This is a genomic window from Nonomuraea cavernae (genome assembly GCF_014646355.1).
GTDB classification, from domain to species: Bacteria; Actinomycetota; Actinomycetes; order Streptosporangiales; family Streptosporangiaceae; genus Nonomuraea; species Nonomuraea cavernae.
Genome location: NZ_BMNH01000003.1, coordinates 46637 through 68255 on the forward strand (window position 1 = coordinate 46637; position 21619 = coordinate 68255).

General features: G+C 69.8%; 19 protein-coding genes. 11 read left to right on the forward strand and 8 right to left on the reverse strand.

Annotated elements, in window-relative coordinates; all coding sequences use genetic code 11:
- Window positions 1-285: 285 nt before the first annotated feature.
- The 3 genes from IEY82_RS07055 to IEY82_RS07065 all read right to left on the reverse strand — a co-directional run bounded on the left by IEY82_RS07055 (window position 286) and on the right by IEY82_RS07065 (window position 4158).
- A complete protein-coding gene (locus IEY82_RS07055; protein ID WP_189123196.1) occupies window positions 286-1452 on the reverse strand; it encodes a trypsin-like serine peptidase in 1167 nt (388 codons plus the stop codon).
- 189 nt (window positions 1453-1641) lie between these two features.
- The gene (locus IEY82_RS07060; RefSeq protein WP_225262489.1) at window positions 1642-2724 is read right to left on the reverse strand and encodes a trypsin-like serine peptidase; all 1083 of its coding nucleotides are present in this window, start codon (window positions 2722-2724) and stop codon (window positions 1642-1644) included.
- A gap of 315 nt (window positions 2725-3039) precedes the next feature.
- The gene (locus tag IEY82_RS07065) at window positions 3040-4158 is read right to left on the reverse strand and encodes a trypsin-like serine peptidase (RefSeq protein WP_189123198.1); all 1119 of its coding nucleotides are present in this window, start codon (window positions 4156-4158) and stop codon (window positions 3040-3042) included.
- A gap of 298 nt (window positions 4159-4456) precedes the next feature.
- On the opposite strand from IEY82_RS07065, the gene IEY82_RS07070 reads away from it, so the two are divergent.
- From IEY82_RS07070 to IEY82_RS07095, 6 genes are all read left to right on the forward strand, one after another.
- Window positions 4457-5917, forward strand: coding sequence for a TLP1 C-terminal extension domain-containing protein (locus IEY82_RS07070; protein WP_225262360.1), 1461 nt, complete (start codon window positions 4457-4459; stop codon window positions 5915-5917).
- Window positions 5918-6013: 96 nt separating this feature from the next.
- Window positions 6014-6271: a hypothetical protein gene (locus IEY82_RS07075; protein ID WP_189123199.1), complete on the forward strand. Its 258-nt coding sequence runs from the start codon at window positions 6014-6016 to the stop codon at window positions 6269-6271.
- Window positions 6258-6683: a type II toxin-antitoxin system VapC family toxin gene (locus IEY82_RS07080; RefSeq protein WP_189123200.1), complete on the forward strand. Its 426-nt coding sequence runs from the start codon at window positions 6258-6260 to the stop codon at window positions 6681-6683. The genes IEY82_RS07075 and IEY82_RS07080 overlap by 14 nt, the downstream gene beginning before the upstream one ends.
- A gap of 47 nt (window positions 6684-6730) precedes the next feature.
- Window positions 6731-7618 (forward strand): hypothetical protein, encoded by an 888-nt coding sequence (locus IEY82_RS07085; protein ID WP_189123201.1) that lies wholly within the window; start codon window positions 6731-6733, stop codon window positions 7616-7618.
- Window positions 7619-7627: 9 nt separating this feature from the next.
- Window positions 7628-8587 carry a zinc-binding dehydrogenase gene (locus tag IEY82_RS07090; RefSeq protein ID WP_189123202.1) on the forward strand — a complete coding sequence of 320 codons (960 nt, stop codon included), beginning with the start codon at window positions 7628-7630 and terminating at the stop codon, window positions 8585-8587.
- 71 nt (window positions 8588-8658) lie between these two features.
- The gene (locus tag IEY82_RS07095) at window positions 8659-9516 is read left to right on the forward strand and encodes an oxygenase MpaB family protein (protein WP_189123203.1); all 858 of its coding nucleotides are present in this window, start codon (window positions 8659-8661) and stop codon (window positions 9514-9516) included.
- 78 nt (window positions 9517-9594) lie between these two features.
- On the opposite strand, the gene IEY82_RS07100 is transcribed toward IEY82_RS07095, so the two are convergent.
- The 5 genes from IEY82_RS07100 to IEY82_RS07120 all read right to left on the reverse strand — a co-directional run bounded on the left by IEY82_RS07100 (window position 9595) and on the right by IEY82_RS07120 (window position 16162).
- The gene (locus IEY82_RS07100) at window positions 9595-10332 is read right to left on the reverse strand and encodes a PadR family transcriptional regulator (RefSeq protein WP_189123204.1); all 738 of its coding nucleotides are present in this window, start codon (window positions 10330-10332) and stop codon (window positions 9595-9597) included.
- Window positions 10329-11132, reverse strand: coding sequence for a DUF4097 family beta strand repeat-containing protein (locus IEY82_RS07105; RefSeq protein WP_189123205.1), 804 nt, complete (start codon window positions 11130-11132; stop codon window positions 10329-10331). Before IEY82_RS07105 ends, IEY82_RS07100 begins: the two co-directional genes overlap by 4 nt.
- A 231-nt stretch (window positions 11133-11363) precedes the next feature.
- Complete coding sequence (locus tag IEY82_RS07110; RefSeq protein ID WP_189123206.1) at window positions 11364-11540, reverse strand: DUF6104 family protein; 177 nt, start codon at window positions 11538-11540, stop codon at window positions 11364-11366.
- 110 nt (window positions 11541-11650) lie between these two features.
- On the reverse strand, window positions 11651-15313 hold the full coding sequence (locus IEY82_RS07115; protein ID WP_189123579.1) for a multifunctional oxoglutarate decarboxylase/oxoglutarate dehydrogenase thiamine pyrophosphate-binding subunit/dihydrolipoyllysine-residue succinyltransferase subunit: 3663 nt from the start codon (window positions 15311-15313) through the stop codon (window positions 11651-11653).
- 204 nt (window positions 15314-15517) lie between these two features.
- Window positions 15518-16162, reverse strand: a complete 645-nt coding sequence (locus tag IEY82_RS07120; protein WP_189123207.1) for a B3/B4 domain-containing protein — start codon at window positions 16160-16162, stop codon at window positions 15518-15520.
- Window positions 16163-16251: 89 nt separating this feature from the next.
- On the opposite strand from IEY82_RS07120, the gene IEY82_RS07125 reads away from it, so the two are divergent.
- The 5 genes from IEY82_RS07125 to IEY82_RS07145 all read left to right on the forward strand — a co-directional run bounded on the left by IEY82_RS07125 (window position 16252) and on the right by IEY82_RS07145 (window position 21600).
- Window positions 16252-16827, forward strand: a complete 576-nt coding sequence (locus tag IEY82_RS07125; protein ID WP_189123208.1) for a winged helix-turn-helix domain-containing protein — start codon at window positions 16252-16254, stop codon at window positions 16825-16827.
- On the forward strand, window positions 16824-18110 hold the full coding sequence (locus tag IEY82_RS07130) for an MFS transporter (protein WP_189123209.1): 1287 nt from the start codon (window positions 16824-16826) through the stop codon (window positions 18108-18110). The genes IEY82_RS07125 and IEY82_RS07130 overlap by 4 nt, the downstream gene beginning before the upstream one ends.
- A 35-nt stretch (window positions 18111-18145) precedes the next feature.
- Complete coding sequence (locus IEY82_RS07135) at window positions 18146-19216, forward strand: MBL fold metallo-hydrolase (RefSeq protein ID WP_189123210.1); 1071 nt, start codon at window positions 18146-18148, stop codon at window positions 19214-19216.
- Window positions 19217-19297: 81 nt separating this feature from the next.
- Window positions 19298-20170 carry an SDR family oxidoreductase gene (locus IEY82_RS07140; RefSeq protein ID WP_189123211.1) on the forward strand — a complete coding sequence of 291 codons (873 nt, stop codon included), beginning with the start codon at window positions 19298-19300 and terminating at the stop codon, window positions 20168-20170.
- Window positions 20171-20442: 272 nt separating this feature from the next.
- Window positions 20443-21600 (forward strand): ROK family transcriptional regulator, encoded by a 1158-nt coding sequence (locus IEY82_RS07145; protein WP_189123212.1) that lies wholly within the window; start codon window positions 20443-20445, stop codon window positions 21598-21600.
- Window positions 21601-21619 lie beyond the last annotated feature (19 nt).

Consider the following 21619-nt stretch of genomic DNA (forward strand, 5'->3'; position numbering starts at 1 on the left):
ATCGTTCCGCTGCGTTTCCGCTGGGCAGGTCGGGAGTGCGGTCGAGGGCGCAAAGGTGACGTAGCCGGCGGGCTACCCAGAGCGAACAGCTGAATGTGACTTAGATCACAGGAACCAAAACAGGTTCTCGATCCGTCTAACTTCGCCTCTCGGCGCTATCGATCTTGAAACTGCCGTTCCGGAAGGGGTTCGCAGCCCTTACCGCGTGATGCCGTACCCAAACAGGCGCGCGAAAAAGGGGGCCCTGCCGAAGCCGGACCCCCTGCGCTCACGTCGTGCTCGCTCCTACTTGTACAGCTCCCCGTTGGGGCCGACGACCTTGCCGGACCACACGTTCCTGGCCGCCTTGTAGATCGCGGCCGTCTCGCCGTCGAAGTACGGCGAGGTGATGAGGTCGATCCGGTCGTTGCCGTCCTGGTCGGCGAAGGTGCTGGTGACGCCGTTGACGTAGCCGAGGCGCCTGTTGTTGTTGTAGTCGCTCAGCCAGGGGCCGCCGCCGTAGCCAGGGGTCACGGCGCACTTGAGGGCGACGTGCTCCTGGATCTTCAGCCACGGCGCGCCCACGGCCTTGCCGGTGGTCCTGCCGTAGCACCACTTCGGCGTCACGCCGCTGTACGGCTTGCTGCCGTCGGGCTGGGGAGCGGCCGGGTAGCCGAAGGTGCGGACGTACCTGCCCGTGGGCTGGTTCCAGGCCACGCCCTGGCCGCCGACGTTGTCGCCGAGGCGGCCCACGTCCCTGGCGGGCAGGATGTAGTAGCGCTTGCCCCAGCTGCGCTTCGGGCCGCTGAAGCGTTGGTACTCCTCGCGGCCCACCTGCTTGGCGCCGTCGAAGGCGATGCCGTTGTAGACGGTGACGAACGCGTAGTCGCGGTCGTAGTCCTCGTACACGTCGAAGTCGTGGTGGGTGAACGCCTGCTTGCCGACGTAGATGCCCCACGGGGCCTTGCCCTGGTAGTAGCCGGGCACGAAGATCCAGTTGGCCAGGACGTCCCGGTCGCTGTCGGTGTCGTACACGCAGTGGGCGGCGGTGGCGACCAGGTTGCGGTAGTGCGACTGGATGGACGTGGCCGAGCACCAGCGCTGCCTGCCGGAGCCGTCGACGAAGAAGACCTTGCCGATGGTCTTCGGCAGGTTGACGTTCTGCACCTTGGCGACGGGCTTGCGCTCGTCACCGATCGGCGGGGCGCTGCCTGGACTGCCGTCGGGGCTGACGCCGCCCTTGGAGACGACCTTCCGTACGTCCTTGGCGTCCCACGTGTAGGCCGAGGCGGCGCGGAGGGCGGCGCCGTTGGACGCGGCCCAGAATGTCGCGACCGAGGAGGCCTGCGCGGTGCCGCGGGCCATCGGGTCGGTGGTGACGTCGTCGCGCGCCTGCACGACGCCCGCGAGACCGGTCGCCAGCAGGCCGGTCGCGAGGACGGCGCCACCGGCCGGGAGGGTGATGCGCTTCAAGGTAACTCCAGGCTTCGCCTAGTGCTGAGGTGACGTTCATGGTCAGCGAATGGTCAGCCGGAACCTACAGGCAGGTCTGTGATCTCGTGAATTTCGCCGGGAGCGCGCCGGTCGCCGGAAACGCGGTCGTGATCGGCCCGAGATGTGATCGGTGCTGATCATGGAAGACGGCACGACGCTGCGTGTAACTTACGTCACATTTCCCGGGGTGGTGAGGGAGGCGGCGTGCTTGTAGACCTCGCCCGTGGCCGCCGTGAAGTTGGGTGAGGAGACCGCGTCGTAGGCGCCCTTGGCGTCGCGGTTCCAGGTCAGGCTGTTGACCCCGCTGAGACTGCCGATGCCCCTGGCGGCCTGGTAGCCGATCAGCCAGGCGCCGCCGCTGGCCCCCGCGCTGAAGTTGCACGGCTGGAGCTGCACGCCGTACTGCAGGTCGAGGCTGGGGGCGACGGTCCAGCGGGTGCCGCCGGTGCACGACTGCAGGGTCCGGCCGTTGAACGGGCGGCTGCCGTCGGGCTGGGGGCCCGCCGGGTAGCCGAAGGCGGTGATCCGGTTGCCGACCCCCTTGGAGAGGGCGAGGCCCTGGCCGCCGACCTTGTCCTGGAGCCTGCCCACGTCCTGCATGGCCAGCCGGCCGCTCTTCGTCGCCCAGGTGAAGCCCCGGTGCACGGTCACGAACGCGTAGTCGTAGTCGTAGTCGCCCTTGCCCGGCCAGTGCTCGTGCATGCTGATCGCGGCGCCGACGTAGATCCCGTCGGGCGTCTCGCCGTTGGGGCCCGGGTTGGGGACGAAGATCCAGTATTCGGCGGCCTTGGCCTGCCGGGAGTCGTAGGCGCAGTGCGCGGCCGTGGCCACGACGCTGCGGTTCTTGGCCGCGACCGCGCTGGCGGAGCACCAGTACTCCTTGGCGCCGAACCGGAAGAAGACCTTGCCCATGGTCCGGGCGGCCGCGGCCTGGCGCGGCACGACGGCGGGCACGGTGAGCGCCGTCCTGGACTTCTTGATCGCGAAGGTCTGGCCGCCGGCGCCGCCCGCGGAGCCTGAGGAGCCTGAGGAGGAGGTGGACTGCGATCCCGGCGTCGCCGGGCTGTAACTGTCGGCCGCCTTGAGCCGGTCGGGCTTCCAGTAGGCGGCCACCCGCTGCACGTCGGCCGCGGTCTTGGCCAGAGCGACCGAGTAGACCTGGCTGGCCGCCGAGGCACTCCCCCCGAAGGCGGGCAGCACGAGCAGCGCGCAGAGCGCGACCGCTACCAGGTGCCTGGCCCGGGGGATCATCAAATGCCTTTCTTTGGGGTGTAAGGCTGGATTTTTGCAGATCGTCACACTGTATTGCAGCCGGGATAGGGTTTTGTTATCGGATCAAGAGTGACTTCCGTCCCATAAGGACGGCGTGAAGGCATCCATCCGGTTAGCTCCCGCCGGTCTTAGGTAACCGCCATCGCCGCAGGTCAGACTGCTGTCGGCGGGCACTCGGCGGCCATTCCCGTAGGGCATTCAGCCACCTTTCTTGATCATTATTGGGCGCTCCGTCTTCCTCGTGCCAGGGGTCCCGGCCCTACGGCAGAGCCGGGACCCGGGAGGAGGAGCGGGTTACGGCATGTTGCCCGTCCACCGGTTGGCGGCGGCCTTGTAGACCTTGTACGTGTCGCCGTTGAAGTACGGCGACGAGATGTGGTCGTACCGGTCGTTGCCGTCGGTGTCCCACGCCACGCTGTTGACGCCGATCAGGTAGCCGGTGCGCGTGGCGTTCTTGTAGTTGTAGAGGAACGGTCCACCACTGGCCCCGGCCGTGAAGGCGCACCTGAAGCCGACGTGCTCCTGCAGGTTGTACTTCGGCGCGGCGGGCATCGCCGTCGTCTTGCCGTAGCACCACTTCATCGTGCGGCCCGTGAACGGCTTGTCGCCGTCGGGGTGCTCGCCGGCCGGGTAGCCGAAGGAGAAGACGTTCGCCTTGGTGCTGCGGTTCCAGGTGAAGCCCTGGCCGCCGACGTTGTCACCGAGGCGGCCGACGTTCTGCTTCACCGGGCGCCACGTGTCGCCGACCTTCGTCCACTTGACCTTGATGCCGTTGTAGACGTTGACGAAGGCGTAGTCGAAGTCGTAGTCCTCCTTCACCACGAAGTCGTCGTGCGCGTTGAATGTCTTGGCGGCGTAGATGCCGTAGGGGGCCTTGCCGTCCCAGACGTTCTTGCCGTCCCAGTAGGACGGGATGAAGATCCAGTTGTCGTAGAAGCGGTTCGTCTTGATGTCGTAGACACAGTGGCCCGAGGTGGCCACCAGGTTGCGGTACTTGCCCTGGACGGAGCTCGCCGAGCAGTACCTCCAGCTCTTCGGGTCCCTCGGGTTGGCCCCCGGCAGCGTGAAGAACACGCGGCCGACCGTGTTGGGCAGGTTGACCTGCTTGCTCTTGACGGTCTTGGTCTTCTCCTCGCCCATCGGGGGGACGGAGCCGGGCGGGCCGTCGGGGGTGGAGTTGGTGCCCTTGACGCCCCTGGAGGTCGCGTCGAGGGCGTGGTCGTAGTCGGTGGCCTGCTTGATCCGGTCGGGGGTCCAGAACTGCACGGCCTGGGCGGCGGGCGTCGCCGCGTTCTTGGAGACGACGTCTGAGGGTGCCGTCGCGTGCGCGGTCGCGCTGACCGTGCCGGCGGCCAGTCCGACGGCCAGCAGGCCGGCGAACGGAGCCGCGATGCGCCTTGCTCGGGAATACATGGAGCTCCTCTCGGTTCTCGGCGGCCCAGAGCGGGGTACGGCGCCCCGGTGGGCCAGGAAAACGATCAGAACGTTAATGAATGGCGCAAGGCGGTAGCCAGGAAACGACGTGAAAAAGCATGGCCCGGTTCCGTTCCGTTATAGAGATAACTGATTCGCATGTATTCATGAAAGGCATTTCAGCAGGTCAGGGCGGCCTTAAGTGCCATCTCGCATCAATGGCAACTCTGCGGATCCAGGCGCATCAGGCACCATGGGTAACACTGATTATCAGTCGCCACTACTTATCAACCGAATCTTGTTCTGGTTAGATGGCGGCATGGACCCACGCACCCCCTGCCTCGTCGGCGCGGCCCAGCGCACCGTCCGCGACCAGCCCGGTCCCGAGCCACTCGACCTGTGGGAGGACGTCGCCCGCCAGGCGGCCCGCGACGCGCGGCTGCCCGCCGAGCGCCTCGACTCGATCCAGCTCGTCTACACCGACTCCTGGCAGTACGACTCCCCGGTCGACCGGCTCGCCCAGCGGCTCGGCGCCGCCCCGCGCCACCGGGCCTACTCCCGCGTCAGCGGCACGGCGCCGCAGCTGCTCATCGGCGAGGCCGCGGCCAGGATCGCGGCCGGCGAGCTCGACTCGGCCCTGGTCGCCGGGGCCGAGGCGCTGGCCACCCGCCGCTTCTACCGGAAGGCCGGCGAGCGCGTGCCGTGGAGCCATCCGGCCGACCCCAAGCCGCCCTACGGCTGGGAACGCCCTCCGCACCCGGCCGAGCTGGCCCACGAGCTGTTCCTCCCGGTGCACACCTACGCGATCATGGAGACGGCCCGGCGGGCCGCGCTGGGCTTGACGGTGGCCGAGGAGATGGCCGACCGGGGGCGGATGATGGCGCCCATGACGGAGGTGGCCGCCGCCAACCCCTACGCGTGGCGGCGGACCGTGCGCACCCCGGAGGAGCTGGTGACCGGCAGCCGGTTCGTCGGCTGGCCGTACACCCGTGACACCGTGGCGGTCCTGGAGGTCGACCAGGCGGCGGCCGTCGTCCTGGTCAGCGCCGAGTTGGCCGACCGGCTCGGCGTCCCGGCCGACCAGCGGGTCTACCTGCGCGGCTGGGCGTACGCGGAGGACACCTGGGAGGTGGCGGCGCGGCCCGCCCTCGGCTCGTCGCGGGCCATCGCGCGGGCCGCCGAGGCCGCCTTCGAGCGGGCCGGGCTCGGGCTCGACGACCTGAACGCGCTCGACGTCTACAGCTGCTTCGCGATCGCGCTCCGCCAGGCCTGCGACGCGATCAAGCTCGACCCGATGGACTCGCGCGGGCTCACCGTCACCGGCGGCCTGCCGTACGCGGGCGGGCCGGCCAGCGGCTACGTCCTGCACTCGACCGCGACGATGGCCGGGCTGCTGCGCGCTCAGTCGGGCCACGGCCTGGTCACCGGCGTCGGCATGCACCTGACCAAGCACACCTACGCCGTCTGGTCGAGTGAGCCCGGCGGGGTTCTGGGTGACCCGGCGCCCGTCCACACGGCCGAACCGGTGAAGATCGTCCCCTTGTACGACGGTCCGGCCGTCGTCGCCGGATACACGGTGGCGCACGGGCGCGACGGCGCGGCCGAGAAGGGGATCGTCATCGTGGACCTGCCGGGCGGCGGCCGGGCCCATGCCCTCGTGTCGCAGCCCGATCTGCTGGCCGACGCCGAGTCCCGCGAGCTGGTCGGGCAGCCGGTGACGCTGACCTCCGACGGCAAGGTCAATGTGGCGCACTGGTAGGTCGAAAGAATGTGCAAAGTCGTGAGCGAGTGACTACTATCCGTTGTTGACATTTTTATGTCAGGCGCGGATGCTGGTGCCATGCGGAGGACCACGGTGCGGATCGACGAAGCACTCCTCAACGAGGCGAAGGCGTACGCGGCACGCAATGGACGCAGTCTCACCTCAGTGATGGAGGATGCCTTGCGGCAACTACTCAACCGCTCCGCCGATGCGGCCGAGCGTCCCCACGTCAGTCTTCCCGTCTCCGGTGCCGAGACCGGGCCCAAGCTGACGTGGGCCGAGATCGAGGCGATTCTCGAGCTCGAGGACCTCGAGCGTTACCTCGGGGGGCCGCAGCATGCGGATGCTTGACGTCAACGTGCTCGTCAATGCCCAGAGGCGAGACATGGAGCACCACGAGCCCTGCCACTCCACGCTCAAGGAGCTGATCCACGGTGACGAGGCCTACGCCGTGAGCGACTTCGTCATCAACGGCTTCATGCGCATCGTGACCAATCGCCGCATCCCAGGGGCGACCACCTTCGAAACCGCGAGAGAGTTCTCCGACACCGTCCGCCATCAGCCGCACGCCGTCATCATCGCTCCTGGTCCGCGGCACTGGGAGATCTTCACGCGTCTCTGCCGTCAAATCGGGGACACGGGCAACCTGGTGCCCGATGCCTACCTGGCCGCGCTGGCCATCGAGCACGGTTGTGAATTCGTGACCTGTGACAAGGACTTCACCCGGTTCGAGGGGTTGCGCTGCCGGTCGCCGCTCAACTGAACTGAAGGCCAGGGCGCAAGCGCCAGGCACACTCGGCAAGGATCGTCGTGGCCGATCAGTTCGATGTCATCGAGGTGGGCGAGCGCGGCCGCCGCAGGTGGCTCGGGTTCGTGGTTCTGCTGGCGCTCCTGGCGATCCCGGTCGCCGGCCTGCTCGCCAGCCGCGATCCCGCCCCTCGGCCGGACACGGGGCTGGAGGCCGTGCCCGACCCCATCCAGTCGCTGCGTACGGTGCGCAACGGCACCCCCAACGTTCTCTACGCGAAGTCCCAGCCCAGGGGCCATGACGAGATCATCCAGGTGGTCTTCCCGCACGGTGTCCGGGCCGAGATCCGCTACCCCGCCCGGCTCGCGCTCGACGAGCTGGGGGCCCGCCCGTTCCAGGGAGCCTGGATCGACGGACAGTACCGCCGGCTTCTGGCGCCCTACGGCGGCGAGGTCGAGGTGTCCAAGGGGGGCGAGCCGATCAGGGAGCTCACCTCCAACGTCTGGTTGTGGCCGCGCCAGCCGGGCAGCGGTTCGTACGGGCAGGTGTTGCTGTTCTCCTTCGGAAAATGGCGGCTGGCGCTCTATGACCAGCCGGACGGGCTGACCTTCGAGCAGCGGATGGCCACGGCCGAGGGGTTGCGCGGCAGGCTCACCAAGGACGGCTACCTCGTGCTGACAGGCGACGGGTCGGTCCGGCTGGCCAAGCCCGGCGAGACCGTGCGGGGCGATCCGGTCGGGCCGCAGCTCTGGTTCGGCGGTGTCATCGGCGACACGGTGCTGTTCACCCCGACGCCCGGCTGCGCCAAGGCGGCGAAGGCGCCGACCCGGTTGGAGTGGCGCGGCCGGCCGTCCCAGAGCGTGTGCCGGGGCGACGTGCGGATCACCGCCGCGGGCTCGCCGTCGTTCGTGCAGCAGGCCGTCAAGGGGATCCGGATCACGCTGAAGTAAGGTGCGGCCATGTTCGCCGTAACCGCCACACAGACCGATCCCGACAACCCTCTCGCCGGGCTGACGCTCGGCGAGCACCCGGAGCCGCAGGTCCCTGACGGCTGGACGACCGTCTCGGTGCGGGCGGCCGCACTCAACCACCACGACCTCTGGACCCTCAAGGGTGTCGGCATCAGGCAGGACCGGCTGCCCATCGTGCTCGGCTGCGACGCCGCGGGCGTCGACGAGGACGGCAACGAGGTCATCGTGCACTCGGTGATCGGCAGCGGCGCCGACGAGACGCTCGATCCCAAGCGCACGCTGCTGTCCGAGACGCATGACGGCACGTTCGCCGAGCGGGTCGCCGTGCCGCGCCGCAACCTGGTGCCCAAGCCGGCCGCGCTGACCTTCGAGCAGGCCGCCTGCCTGCCCACGGCCTGGCTGACCGCCTACCGGATGCTGTTCGACAAGGCCGGTCTGCAGCCTGGCGCGACCGTGCTCGTCCAGGGCGCCGGTGGCGGGGTCGCGACCGCGTTGATCGCGCTCGGCCGGGCGGGCGGCTACCGGGTCTGGGCGACCAGCCGGTCGGCGGGCAAGCGCGAACGGGCGCTCAAGCTCGGCGCCGACCAGGTCTTCGAGACGGGCGCGCGGCTGCCCGAGCGGGTCGATGCGGTCATGGAGACGGTCGGCCAGGCCACCTGGGACCACTCGCTCAAGTCGCTCAAGCCCGGCGGGCGCGTCGTGGTGTCCGGTGCCACCAGCGGCGCGGTGCCGCCGGCCGACCTCACCCGGGTCTTCTTCCTCCAGCTCTCGGTCGTCGGCTCCACGATGGGCACCCGTGACCAGCTGCAGCGCCTGGCCGTCTTCCTGGAGCAGACGGGGGTGCGGCCGGCCATCGACCGGACGATGCCGCTGACCGAGGCGCGCGACGGGTTCGCCGCCATGCACGAGGGCGAGCTGTTCGGCAAGATCGTTTTTACTGCCGGATAAGTGAAGGGTTACTTCCGCGCCTCCCGGGTGATACAAAAGAGACGAAGTTGTATCACCCGGGAGGCGTCGTCATGGACGTTGAACCGTTCGGCCCAGGCTCGATGCACTGGGAGTCGGCCGGCGAATACCGCAACCTGCTGGTGGCAGGGAGCGCGCTGGTCATCCAGACCATGCACCCCGCCGTCGGCGCGGCCGTCGCCGAGCACTCCACCTACCAGCAGGATCCGTGGGGGCGGCTCAACCGCACACTCTCCTCGATCCAGAAATGGGTGTACGGCGGAGCGGCCGGGGATGCCGAGGGGGTGCGGCTACGCGAACTGCACAGGCCGATCAGCGGCGTGGACGAGCAGGGCAGGGCCTATCACGCGCTCAACGGCGAGGCGTGGGCCTGGGTGCACCTGTCGCTGTTCGAGCGTTTCATCACGCTCAACCGCTACTTCGGCACGCCGTACACGCGGGAGCAGGAACGCACGCTGTACGAAGAGGCGCGGCGGCTCGGCGCGATCCTGCGGGTGCCGGAGCGGGAGATGCCCGAGGACCTGGCGGCGTACTGGGCGTACTTCGAGGCGATGGTGGCCGACCGGCTGGAACCTCATCTGACCGCGCTGGAGGTGCTCGCCGTCATGCGGGGGACCCCCGCGCCGCCGGGACTGCCGAAGCCGCTGCGCCGGGTCTGGACCCCGGTGGGCGTCGGCTCGGGCGGGTTCAACTACTTCGTGACCGTCGGCACGCTGCCGCCGGCCGTGCGCAAGAAGCTGGGGCTGGACTGGACGGCGCGGGACGAACGGCGGCTGAGGCAGATCGGGCGGGCGGTGGCGGCGCTCACGCCGCGGCTGCCGGAGCGTCTCAGGTACATGCCGATCGCCTATCACGCCCGCCGGGCCGCCCGCAGCCGTCAGGGGCTGGAGCGGGCGCTCCGCTCGGCCTGACCCGCCGATCGCTCGGGCTGTCTCGCCGGGCGGTTCTGCGCGCCCGAAGGCTCCGCCTGACCCGCCGGGCGTGACCGGTCAGCGGAGAATGTCGCGGATGCGGGCGGAGGCCTCGTCGAGCACCACGCGGACCTCGTCGACGGTCTCCCGGGTGAGCCGGGTGTCCGACGCCTCCTGGCGGACCCTGGCCACGAAGTCGGCCAGCAGGCCGCCCAGCTCGGCGTCGAGCGCGGCCCGGTTGGCGGGCGCGCCGCCGACCGTGGCCCAGACCTCGGCCCAGATCCGGCGCCATTCGCCGGTGAGCCGCTCGCCCTCGTTCTGCCACTGAGCCGCGTGCTCGGTCCACTGCCGCTTCTGCTCCTCCTTGAGCCGCCTGAAGTGCGCCTTCTGCTCGTCGCCCAGCCGCGTGCCGTCGTCCCTGGGGCCGACGCGGACGTCCTTGGCCATCTTGGTCAGCTCCTCGCGGAGCGACTTGACCGTGTCGCGCACGTCCTCCTTCACCTCGCGGGCGATGTCGCGTACCGAGGCGGAGATCTCCTGCTCCAGGTCGTCGAGCTCGTCGAGGCGCGCGTTGAGCTCGTCGCGGCCCCTGTCGGTGATCGAGAACACCTTCTTGCCGTCGATCACCTCGTGGGTGACCAGCCCCTCCTCCTCCAGGCGGGCCAGACGGGGATAGATGGTGCCGGGGGAGGGCGAGTAGACGCCGAGGAAACGGTCCTGCAGCAGCCGGATGACCTCGTATCCGTGGCGCGGGCTCTCCTCCAGCAGTTTCAGCAGGTACAGCCTGAGGCGGCCGTGACCGAACACCGGGCTCATGCGTTCTCCCCCTTGAGCAGCGCGACCTCGCCGGAGACCGTGGTCGCCGACAGCGACGCCATGCCGCCACCCAGCCGGCCCGACAGCGACTTCGCGCCGGGACCGCTCTTGTCGGACAGTTTGTCGAAGGTGCTGACCAGCCGCCCGGAGGTGGACCTGATGGTCACGTCCGCCTCCACGTCCTCCGGCAGCCTGACCAGGATGTCACCCGAGACGGTGGTCAGGCTCACCCGGCCGGTCGGCCGGAGCTGGAGATCGGCGGTGATCCGTCCGGACATGCTGTTGGCCCGCAGGCGGCGCGGCGTGCCGTCGGCCACGGTGAGGTCGCCCGAGACGCTGTTGAACGCCAGGTCGCCCTCCATCGAGCGGCTCTCGACGTCGCCGGAGACGGTGTTGGCGTGCACCGCGCCGCTCACCCCGTCGAGGACGATGCCCCCGGAGACGCCCTTGACCTGCGTGGTGTTCTCGAACCCGGCGACCACGGCGGAGGCGGAGACCACTCCGGCGTTGACGGCGCACTGCCTGGGCATGGTGAGCGTCGCGACGGTGCGGCGGCGGTCAGGGCGCAGCCAGCCGAGCAGGCCGTCCCAGGTGAGGTCCTTGAAGGCGACGCTCAGCTCGCCGGTGTCCGGATCGTAGGTGACCATCAGGGGAGAGGCGGAGTCCAGCTCGGTCACCTCCAGGGTCGGCGGGCCCTCACTGGCGAGCACGGCCAGCCTGCCGGCGACGATCCGCACGTCCAGCGAGGTGACCGGGCCGAACGTCAGCCGCTCCGGCCCCTCGAGTGTCCACAACTGCATGATCCTCGTCCTCCTGGCGACTTATCGCGTACAACAACACGATATGTCGCGTTTAGCGAGAACTCAAGATGTATCGCGTTCGTCGAGAGAACTTTATGCGCTGTTTTCGGCGGGGAGACCCTCTTGCGTACGGCAGGGCGGCTGTCCGTGCCAGTCGTCTGTCCGGCTTAGGCCGGGCGTGCCGCAGACACGGCACGGACCGAATCCTCGGCCTTCAGGCCGGGGAGCGCGTCAATCGTCCTCGTCGTCGAGCCGGGCCAGCCAGGTGGCCAGCCGCTCGACCGGCGTTTCGAACTCGGGGTTGAGGTCGACGAACTCGCGCAGCCGCTCGCTCAGCCAGAGCAGGCTGACCTCCTCCTCGCCGCGCCGCGTGGCGAGCTCCTCGATCCCCCGATCGGTGAAGTACATGGTGTTTCTCCTGCCTCGTTCCCCGGTCGCGCGCGGGGGCCCCTGCGCGCGGCACGTGGCGTGGTGAGCAGTGAGCCCCCGCCGAAGGGGCGGGGGCTCACCAGGTGGGATCAGCCGAACAGCTGGTGGGTGATCTCCTGGAGCTCGTTGTCATGAGTGGAGTGCGAACCCGTCGCGGGCGAGCTGTTGGCCGCCCGGGAGACACGGCTCAGCGGGCGACCGCCGAGCAGCTGTGGGTCCTCCGCCAGCTTGAGCGTGAGGTAGGGCCACGGGCCCATGTTGATCGGCTCGTCCTGCGCCCAGACCAACTCGGCCTGCGAACCGTAGCGCCCCAGCTCGGCCGTGAGCTCGTCGGCCGGGAACGGGTAGAGCCGCTCCAGCCGGACGATCGCGACGTCGTCGCGCTCCGCCTGCTCGCGCCCGGCCAGCAGGTCGTAGTAGATCTTGCCGGAGCAGAGCACCACCTTGGTGACCTTGGCCGGGTCGATCGTGGTGTCGCTCAGCACCGGCTGGAAGGTGCCGGTGGTGAAGTCGGCCGCGTCGGACGTCGCCCGCTTGTGGCGGAGCAGCGACTTGGGCGTGAAGATCACCAACGGCTTGTGCCGGCCCGACTCGACCTGCCAGCGCAGCAGGTGGAAGTAGTTGGCCGGGGTGGTGGGCTGCGCGACCGTCATGTTGTCGAGCGCGCAGACCTGTAGGAACCGCTCGATGCGGGCCGAGGAGTGGTCGGGACCCTGACCCTCGTAGCCGTGCGGCAGCAGCATCACGACGCCGGACTTCTGGCCCCACTTCTGCTCACCGGACGAGATGAACTCGTCGATGATCGTCTGGGCGCCGTTGACGAAGTCGCCGAACTGCGCCTCCCAGGCCACCAGGGCATCGGGACGTACGACGCTGTAGCCGTACTCGAAGCCGAGCGCCGCGAACTCGCTGAGCAGCGAGTCGTAGACGTAGAACTTCGTGGTGCCCTGGTTGAAGGTCTTGAGCGGGGTGTGCTCCGCGCCGGTCATCCGGTCGACCAGCACCGCGTGGCGCTGGGTGAACGTGCCCCGCCGGGAGTCCTGCCCGACCAGGCGGACCGGGTGGCCGTCGATGAGCAGCGAGCCGAACGCCAGCGTCTCACCCATGGCCCAGTCGATCGTGCCATGCTCCACCATCTGGCCACGCCGCTGGAGCACCGGCGCGAGGCGCGGATGCGGGGTGAAGCCCTCGGGCAGGTTGAGCTGGGTGTCGACGATGCGCTTGAGCGTCTCGTCGCTGATCGCGGTGGGTGTGTCGGCGTGCGACCACTTGACGACCTCGGCCGGCGGCACGCGCATCGCGCCCGCCTCCAGCGGCTTCCTGGTCGCCTCGCGGGTCTCGGTGAACGCCTGCTCCAGCTTGGCCTGGTAGTCGCGCAGCGCCTGCTCGGCCTCCTCGACCGTGATGTCGCCCCGGCCGATCAGCGCCTCGGTGTAGAGCTTGCGGGTCGAGCGCTTGGCGTCGATCAGGTCGTACATCAGCGGCTGGGTGAAGGCCGGGTTGTCGCCCTCGTTGTGACCGCGGCGGCGGTAGCAGATGAGGTCGATCACCACGTCCTTGCGGAACGCCTGGCGGTATTCGTAGGCCAGCTCGCCCACGCGGACCACGGCCTCCGGGTCGTCGCCGTTGACGTGGAAGATCGGCGCCTGGATCATCCGCGCGACGTCGGTGGCGTAGACCGAGGAGCGGGACGACGCCGGCGACGTCGTGAACCCGACCTGGTTGTTGACCACCACGTGCACGGTGCCGCCGGTGCGGTAGCCGCGCAGCTGCGACAGGTTGAGCGTCTCGGCCACGACGCCCTGGCCGGCGAAGGCCGCGTCGCCGTGGACGAGGACCGGCAGGACCGTGAAGCCCTCCTCGCCGCGCTCCAAAAGGTCCTGCTTGGCCCGGACGACGCCTTCGAGCACCGGGTCGACCGCCTCCAGATGGGACGGGTTGGCGACCACCGAGGCGGTGATCGTCTTGCCGCTGGGGGCGGTGAACGTGCCCGACGCGCCGAGGTGGTATTTCACGTCACCGGAGCCGTGCGCGGTGCGCGGGTCGATGTTGCCCTCGAACTCGCCGAAGATCTGCCCGTAGGACTTGCCCACGATGTTGGCCAGCACGTTGAGCCGGCCGCGGTGGGCCATGCCGATGACGACCTCGTCGAGGTCCTCGTCGGCGGCGTCGCTGATCACCGAGTCGAGCAGCGGGATCAGGGACTCGCCGCCCTCCAGCGAGAAGCGCTTCTGGCCGACGAACTTGGTCTGCAGGAACGTCTCGAACGCCTCGGCGGTGTTGAGCCGGCTGAGGATGTTGAGCTGCTCGTCGCGGGCCGGAGAGGTGTGCGGCTTCTCCACCCGGGCCTGGATCCAGGCCCGCTCCTCGGGGTTCTGGATGTGCATGTACTCGATGCCGACCGTGCGGCAGTAGGAGTCGCGCAGCACGCCCAGGATCTCGCGGAGCTTCATCAGCGGACGCCCGCCGAAGCCGCCGGTGGCGAACTCGCGCTCGAGGTCCCACAGCGTCAGCCCGTGCGACTGGATGTCGAGGTCGGGGTGCTTGCGCTGCTTGTACTCGAGCGGGTCGGTCTCGGCCATGAGGTGGCCACGCACCCGGTAGGCGTGGATCAGCTCGATGACCCGGGCCGACTTGGCCACGTCGTCGTCGTGCGAGGCGGAGATGTCCTGGACCCAGCGGACCGGCTCGTAGGGGATCCGCAGGGCTTCGAAGATCTCGTCGTAGAAGCCGTCCTCGCCGAGCAGCAACCGGTGGACCGTGCGCAGGAAGTCGCCCGACTGCGCGCCCTGGATGATCCGGTGGTCGTAGGTGCTGGTCAGCGTGATGACCTTGGAAACGGCCAGCCGGGAGAGCGTGTCGGGGGACGCGCCCTGGTATTCGGCCGGGTATTCCATCGCGCCGACGCCGATGATCGTGCCCTGGCCGGGCATCAGGCGGGGCACGGAGTGGACGGTGCCGATCGTGCCGGGGTTGGTGAGGGAGATCGTGGTGCCGGTGAAGTCGTCGACCCCGAGCTTGCCCGCGCGCGCCTTGCGGACCACCTCTTCGTACGCCATCCAGAACTGCCGGAAGTCCATCTCCTCGGCGGCCTTGATGGACGGCACGAGGAGCTGGCGGTCACCGTTGCTCTTCTGTACGTCGATGGCCAGGCCCAGGGCGACGTGCTCGGGCTTGACCAGGGTCGGCTTGCCGTCGACCTCGGCGTAGGAGTAGTTCATCTCCGGCATCGACCTCAACGCCTTGACCACGGCGTAGCCGATCAGGTGCGTGAAGGAGACCTTGCCGCCGCGACCCCGCTTGAGGTGATTGTTGATCACGATGCGGTTGTCGACGAGCAGCTTGGCGGGGATGGCGCGGACGCTGGTCGCGCTGGGGATGACAAGTGAGGCGTCCATGTTGGCGGCTGTGCGGGCCGCGGCGCCGCGCAGCTTGACCTCTTCGGCGCCCTTGGGCACCGGCGTGGCCGGCTGCTTCGGCTTCACAACGGGGGCCGGGGCGGCCGCCGCCTTGGGCGGGGGAGCCGCCTTCGGTGGCGCCGGGGGAGGAGGCGCGGTCGTGGTGCCGTTTGCCGCCTCCCTGGCCGGGGCCCGGCCCGGTCCATAGTCAGGGTTGTAGTCAGCGAAGAAATTCCACCAGGCCTTGTCAACAGACTCGGGGTCCTGGAGGTACTTCTGGTACAGCTCGTCGACAAGCCATTCGTTCTGACCAAAGCTTGCCAGCGGGTTTGTCCGCGACGACTCAGACGACACGGCGGAAATCGCCCTCTTCCGCAGATCGGCGTTGATGATAGAGAACTTGTCCAAGGTTACTCGTCCTGGCAGCCGGCGCGCGCAGCAGAGGCCGCGCCGCCACGACTGATCCTCTCAGGAGGTTCACGAGAGGTCACGTCCCCCTAGTCAGTCCAGGCGGTGTCGTCATTATTACCTTTTGGTATCAACAACTCGACGGGGGGTTTATCTTCCTCCGGACAGCAATCTGGTATGGACCCGCACTTCGGGGGATAGTTCGGACAGCAGGTCGCCCAGTTCCTCGCCGGCCGTCTTCAACTCCTCCATCGTCATGGGCTCCAGCCGCTCCAGGATGAACAGCGCGTTGACCGTCTCCTCGGTGAGCCGGGTGCGCGCGCCCTGACGCCAGTTCCACCTGCGGCAGGTGACGCCGGTGTCGTCGCGCCAGATCACCTCGCCGGGCTCGGGCCGTCCGAGCGCCTCCTCGGACTCCTCGTCGCCCACCGCCCTGATCAGCCGCGCCGGGCCGGAGTAGTGGTCGAGGTCTTCGCCGCCGATCGGCAGGGCGTGCTTCACGCTGATCGAGTTGTAGGCGTCGACGACCTGGTTGATCTCCGGCAGTGGCAGGCGGCGGGAGAGCGCGTCGACCGACGGGCGGGTGCGGGAGGGCTTGGCGCCGAACGCGCGGTAGGCGTCGCGCCACGCCTCGATCTTCTCCGGCTGGGCGGAGCACGCCGAGGCGTCGGCCAGCCAGGCGCGGGATCGGTCGTCACTGGGGCCGTTGCGCAGGCCGTGGGTCGTGACGAGGAGCACCGCGAAGTCGGGACGTAGCGCGAAGACGGACTCGTCCACCCAGATGTCGTCAAGCATGCCGCCGATTTTACGAGCACCACCTTACGTGGACGGCATACCGCAAAATACCCTTTGCAAAATTGTCTTTGCGGTCTACCCTTCAGAGCATGGAAGAGTCGTACGAGATCAGTGACCCGAGGGTGCTCAAGGTCGTGGCCCACCCGCTGCGGGTGCGGCTGCTCGGGCTGCTGCGCGGCGACGGCCCCGCCACGGCGAGCGAGCTCGGGCGCGTCGTCGGTGAGAGCTCCGGCTCCACCAGCTACCACCTGCGCGAGCTGGCCAAGTACGGGTTCATCGAGGAGGACCCGGCGCGGCGCGACGGCAGGGAGCGCCGCTGGCGCGCCCGGCACCGCTACACCTCCTGGGACGACCTGCGCATGTCCGCCACGCCCGAGGGGGTCGAAGCGGTGAGGATCATGCATCGGCGCCAGGTGGAGGCGCTCGCCCGCGCGGTCGAGGAGTATGACGACTCCTCCTGGTCCGACGACTGGGTCGAGGTCGCCGGGCTCAGCGATCACCTCGTGTCCCTGCCGCCGGCCGGGCTGCGCGAGCTGGACAAGCGGATCGACGACCTGGTGCGCGAAGTCGTCGAGCGCCACGCCGGCGCCCTGGACGCCGCCCCGGTCCATCTCTGGGCCGGCGGCTTCCCCCGAGCGGCCCGAGAAGAGGGAGACAGTCGATGACCGGCCGGTCCGCGCTGCGGCGTTACCTGGTGGTCAGCTTTCTGACCTGGTTACCTGTCGGCCTGACGATGGCGGTCATGGTGCTGCTCATGACCTCGCGGGGGCTGAGCCTCGCCCAGGTCGGCCTGGTCACCACGGTGTTCTCGGCCGTCACGATCGCGCTGGAGCTGCCGACGGGCGGGCTGGCGGACGTCGCCGGGCGGCGGATGGTGCTCGCCCTGTCGGCCGCCTTCACCGTGGCGGCGCTGGTGATGATGGCGGTGTCCACCACCGTGTGGATGTTCCTGGTGACGGGAGTGCTGAAGGGGGTGGCCCGCGCTCTGTCGAGCGGGCCCGCCACCTCCTGGTACGTCGACACGCTGCACGACGTCGAGGGGCGTGACGCCGATCTCAAGCCGGGGCTGGCGCGGGGCGGCGCCATGGAGTCGGCGGCGCTCTGCCTGGGGGTGCTGGCGGGCGGCTTCGCGCCGCTGCTGCTGGGGCCGGGCGGCCCGATCCCCCCGCTGGCCCTGCCGCCCCTGCTGGGCGCGGTGGCCGCGGGTGTGCTGCTGGTCGTGGTCGTGCTCGCCATGCCCGAGCCGTCACACGCGCGCCGCTCGCTCGGCGCCGTGCTGCGTGAGGTGCCGCGGACCGTGGCCGGGGGCCTGCGGATGGCCGTTCGCGGCGCGTTGCTGCGCCGTCTGATGCTGGCCGCCGCGGCTTCGGGGGTCGCGCTCACCGCCGTCGAGTTGCTCACTCCGGGCCGGCTGGCCGAGCTGGCGGGCACGGCCGAGCTCGGCGGCGCCGCCTACGCCGTCGTGGCCGCGCTCGGGTTCGCCGGGAGCGCGGCGGGCAGCTCGATCGCTCCGTGGGCGGCCCGGGTCGCGGGCGGCTCGGCGCGCGGGGCGGCGGCGGGCGTCGCGCTCACCGCGCTCTCGATCGGCGGCCTCGCGGCCACGGCCGGGCTGGACGGCGTGGCCGGGCTGGCGACGGCCGGGCTGGCCTACGTGGTCATGTTCGCCGGGCTCTCGGTGGCCGGGATGCTCTGCCTGGAGCTGACCCACACCGCGGTCACCGCCGCCCAGCGCAACACGGTCACCTCGACCAGCTCGCTGTCGCTCCAGGCCGGCGCGGGCCTGTCCAACCTGGGGTTCGGCGCGCTCGCCACCCAGGCGGGCCCGGCCGCCGCCTGGTCCGTGGCCGCCGCTCTGGTGCTCGTCTCCGCCCTGCTGTTCGTCCGCATGCCCGCCCTCGGCACGCGGGAGAGCGCCTCCGCCCCGCTCGGCGCGGGGCGACCCCAGTAGAACGTGGTTCTGGGAACACGGGCACAATCAGGGGCATGGCGAAGTTTGTGGTGACCCCATCCAACGAGGCGCAGCGGGCGGCGTGGCTCGGCGGCACGATCCCGGAGGTGGAGCGGGTCCGGCCCGGACTGTGGTCGATCCCGGTGCCGATCCCGATCAACCCGTTGCGGTACGTGCTCGTGTACGCGCTGGAGCTGGCCGACGGCGTGGCGATCATCGACGCCGGGTGGGACACCGACGAGGCCTACGCGGCCCTGGTCGCCGGACTGGGCGCCGCCGGCTACGCCATCACCGACGTCAAGGGCGTCCTGGTCACGCACATCCACCCCGACCACTACGGCCTGGCCGGGCGGGTCCGGGAGGCGTCGGGCGCCTGGATCGCGCTGCACCCCGCCGACGCGAGTCTCCTGCACGAGCGCTACGACGAGAGCGCCATCGACTCGCTGGTGCGCAAGGAGCGGGCGCTGCTCGACCGGTGCGGCGTGCCCGCCCCCACGCTGGACGAGCTGGCGGGGGCGTCCATGATGATCAGGCACATGGTCGCGATGGCCAAGCCCGACCGGCTGGTCGAGGACGGCGAGGAGCTGGGCCTGCCCGGCTGGGACCTGCGGGCGATCTGGACGCCCGGACACTCGCCGGGCCACCTCTGCTTCGTGTCGCCGTCCCGCAAGGTGCTGTTCTCCGGTGACCACGTGCTGGCGAAGATCACGCCCATCGTGGCCGTGCACCCGCAGTCCTCGCCGAACCCGCTGGCCGACTACCTCGACTCGCTGGCCGTCGTGGGCAAGCTCGACGTGGACGAGGTGCTGCCCGCGCACGAGTTCCGGTTCCTGGAGCTGGGCGAACGGGTCGACTACGTGATCAGCCACCACGACGAGCGGCTGGCCGAGATCGAGGGCGTGGTCGGCGCCGCCGACGGGATCAGCTGCTGGGACATCGCCACCCGGCTGACCTGGTCGCGCCCCTGGGAGACGATCCCGGCGTTCATGCGCCGCTCGGCCAACAACGAGACGCTGGCCCACCTGGTCTGGCTGGAGGCCCGGGGGCAGGTGCGCCGCGTCACCGGTGAGCCGGACCTGTGGTTCGCCGCCTCCGGCCGATTCTGACGCGAGGCTCGGCCGGTCACGGCCCGCCGTTCGGGATATTGTGCTCGTACTAGAACGATGTTCTCCTGTGTTGGAGGTTCGATGCTTCGGTTCGATGACAGAGTCGCGATCGTCACGGGAGCGGGCCACGGCCTGGGCAGGTCGCACGCGCTCCTGCTGGCCGAACGGGGGGCGAAGGTCGTCGTCAACGACCTGGGCGGCGCGCTCGATGGCACCGGCGCCTCCACGGGTCCGGCCGCCGAGGTGGTCGAGCTCATCACCGAGAACGGCGGCCAGGCCGTCGCCAACACCGACAACGTCGCCACCCCCGAGGGCGCCAGGGCGATCGTCCAGGCCGCGGTCGACGCGTTCGGCCGGATCGACATCGTCATCAACAACGCGGGCATCCTGCGCGACAGGTCGTTCGGCAAGATGACGCCCGAGGACTTCGACAGCGTGCTCGCGGTGCACGTACGCGGCTCCTACCTGGTCAGCCAGGCCGCCTACCCGTACATGAAGGAGGCCGGTTACGGCCGCGTGGTCAACACCTCCAGCCCGGCCGGCCTGTTCGGCAACTTCGGCCAGGCCAACTACTCCACGGCCAAGATGGGCCTGGTCGGCCTGACCAAGACGATCGGCATCGAGGGGGCCCGCAACGGCATCAGGGCCAACGCCATCGCGCCGATCGCCTGGACCCGGATGACCGAGGCGCTGCTGCCGGCCGAGTTCGAGGCGAAGTTCACGCCCGAGCGGGTCAGCGCGCTGGTCGCCTACCTGGTGCACGAGTCGTGCGAGGCGAGCGGCGAGGTGTTCACTGTCGGCGGCGGCCGGGTGGCGCGGGTGTTCGTGGCCGAGGGGCCCGGCTGGAAGACCGACGACCTCACGCCGGAGGCGCTCGCGGACAACTGGGACGCGGTCATGGCCGAGCAGCCCTACGTGCTCACGGCGGGCGACTCGATGAAGGCGATGCTCTAGCGGCTCATATCGCTCTAGCGGCTCATATCGCTCTAAGGGCTCGTGTCGCTCCGGCGGCTACGTCGCTCGACGACTCTCACCTTGGCGGTGGGGACCTCTCCGGGTAAGGAGGGGCCCCACCGTTTCGTTTTGCGGCCCCTGCCCGAAGTGTCCCAGCCCCGGCGAGCTTTCGGCCAGAAGAATCAAGCTTTGTTCGATCACTGGCGGAAGTCGGCCAAGTTCGGGCGGTTCTCACTCTTGATTTGCCGCATTTGTGATCTTATTGTCGCGGCATGACCTCCATCCCGGGCTCCCCGGGCGATGTCCTGACACTGATCAGCGCGGGCACCGCGACGACCCGGTCCGACCTGGCCCGGCTCACCGGCCTGGCCCGCTCCACGATCTCCCAGCGCGTCGACGCGCTCATCGAGCGCGGCCTCGTCGAGGAGACCGAGAGCGGCGAGTCCACCGGTGGCCGCCCGCCGCGCCACCTCCGCCTGCAGACCGAGGACCACGTGTTCGGCGGCGTCGACCTGGGCGCCACCCACTGCCGGATCGTGCTGATGGACCTGTCCGGCGAGGTGCTGGCCGAGTGCGAGGACCCGCTGCTGGTGGCCGAGGGGCCCGAGATCGTGCTGGCCCACGTCGACGACCGGCTCGGCCGCCTGCTGAGCGTGGCGGGCCGGCCCCGGACGGCGCTCAGGGCGCTGGGCATGGGGGTGCCGGGGCCGGTCGAGTTCGCCACGGGCCGGCCCAACAACCCGCCGATCATGCCCGGCTGGAACGACTACCCGATCCCCGAGCACTTCGCGGACTGCGCCGTGCTCGTCGACAACGACGTGAACGTGATGGCGCTCGGCGAGCAGCGCAACGCGTTCCCCGACACCCGCCACCTGCTGTTCGTCAAGGTCGGCACCGGCATCGGCTGCGGCATCGTGGCCGAGGGCGGGCTGCACCGCGGCGCGCAGGGCTCGGCGGGCGACATCGGCCACATCCGGGTGTCCGGCCACGAGGACGCGGGCTGCCGGTGCGGCAACAGCGCCTGTCTCGAGGCCGTCGCCGGAGGCGCCGCCGTCGCGCGCCGGCTCACCGAGCTGGGCGTGCCCGCCGAGACGGGCGCCGACGTGGTCGCGCTCGTACAGGCGGGCAGCACCCAGGCGCTGCGGCTGGTCAGGGAGGCCGGCCGGCTCATCGGCGAGGTGCTCGCCGGTCTGGTCAACTTCTTCAACCCCGAGGTCATCGTCATCGGCGGCGCCCTGTCGCGGGTCCACGAGCACCTGCTCGCGGGCATCAGGGAGACCGTCTACCGCAGGTCGCTGCCGCTGGCCACCCACCACCTGTCGATCGTGCCGAGCCGTACCGGGATCAACGCCGCCGCGCTGGGCGCCGGGATCCTGGCGATCGAGCACTACCTGTCACCCGACAACATCAACCGCATCGTCAACGCCTAGCTCGACTGGAACGCCTACC

Coding starts and splice junctions, on each gene's coding strand:
- IEY82_RS07130 (WP_189123209.1), top strand. CDS start 16,824: ATGACCGGCCGGTCCGCGCTGCGGCGTTACCTGGTGGTCAGCTTTCTG.
- IEY82_RS07125 (WP_189123208.1), top strand. CDS start 16,252: ATGGAAGAGTCGTACGAGATCAGTGACCCGAGGGTGCTCAAGGTCGTG.
- IEY82_RS07100 (WP_189123204.1), bottom strand. CDS start 10,332: ATGAGCCCGGTGTTCGGTCACGGCCGCCTCAGGCTGTACCTGCTGAAA.
- IEY82_RS07095 (WP_189123203.1), top strand. CDS start 8,659: ATGGACGTTGAACCGTTCGGCCCAGGCTCGATGCACTGGGAGTCGGCC.
- IEY82_RS07090 (WP_189123202.1), top strand. CDS start 7,628: ATGTTCGCCGTAACCGCCACACAGACCGATCCCGACAACCCTCTCGCC.
- IEY82_RS07110 (WP_189123206.1), bottom strand. CDS start 11,540: ATGTACTTCACCGATCGGGGGATCGAGGAGCTCGCCACGCGGCGCGGC.
- IEY82_RS07135 (WP_189123210.1), top strand. CDS start 18,146: ATGGCGAAGTTTGTGGTGACCCCATCCAACGAGGCGCAGCGGGCGGCG.
- IEY82_RS07145 (WP_189123212.1), top strand. CDS start 20,443: ATGACCTCCATCCCGGGCTCCCCGGGCGATGTCCTGACACTGATCAGC.
- IEY82_RS07065 (WP_189123198.1), bottom strand. CDS start 4,158: ATGTATTCCCGAGCAAGGCGCATCGCGGCTCCGTTCGCCGGCCTGCTG.
- IEY82_RS07105 (WP_189123205.1), bottom strand. CDS start 11,132: ATGCAGTTGTGGACACTCGAGGGGCCGGAGCGGCTGACGTTCGGCCCG.
- IEY82_RS07120 (WP_189123207.1), bottom strand. CDS start 16,162: ATGCTTGACGACATCTGGGTGGACGAGTCCGTCTTCGCGCTACGTCCC.
- IEY82_RS07060 (WP_225262489.1), bottom strand. CDS start 2,724: ATGATCCCCCGGGCCAGGCACCTGGTAGCGGTCGCGCTCTGCGCGCTG.
- IEY82_RS07080 (WP_189123200.1), top strand. CDS start 6,258: ATGCGGATGCTTGACGTCAACGTGCTCGTCAATGCCCAGAGGCGAGAC.
- IEY82_RS07140 (WP_189123211.1), top strand. CDS start 19,298: ATGCTTCGGTTCGATGACAGAGTCGCGATCGTCACGGGAGCGGGCCAC.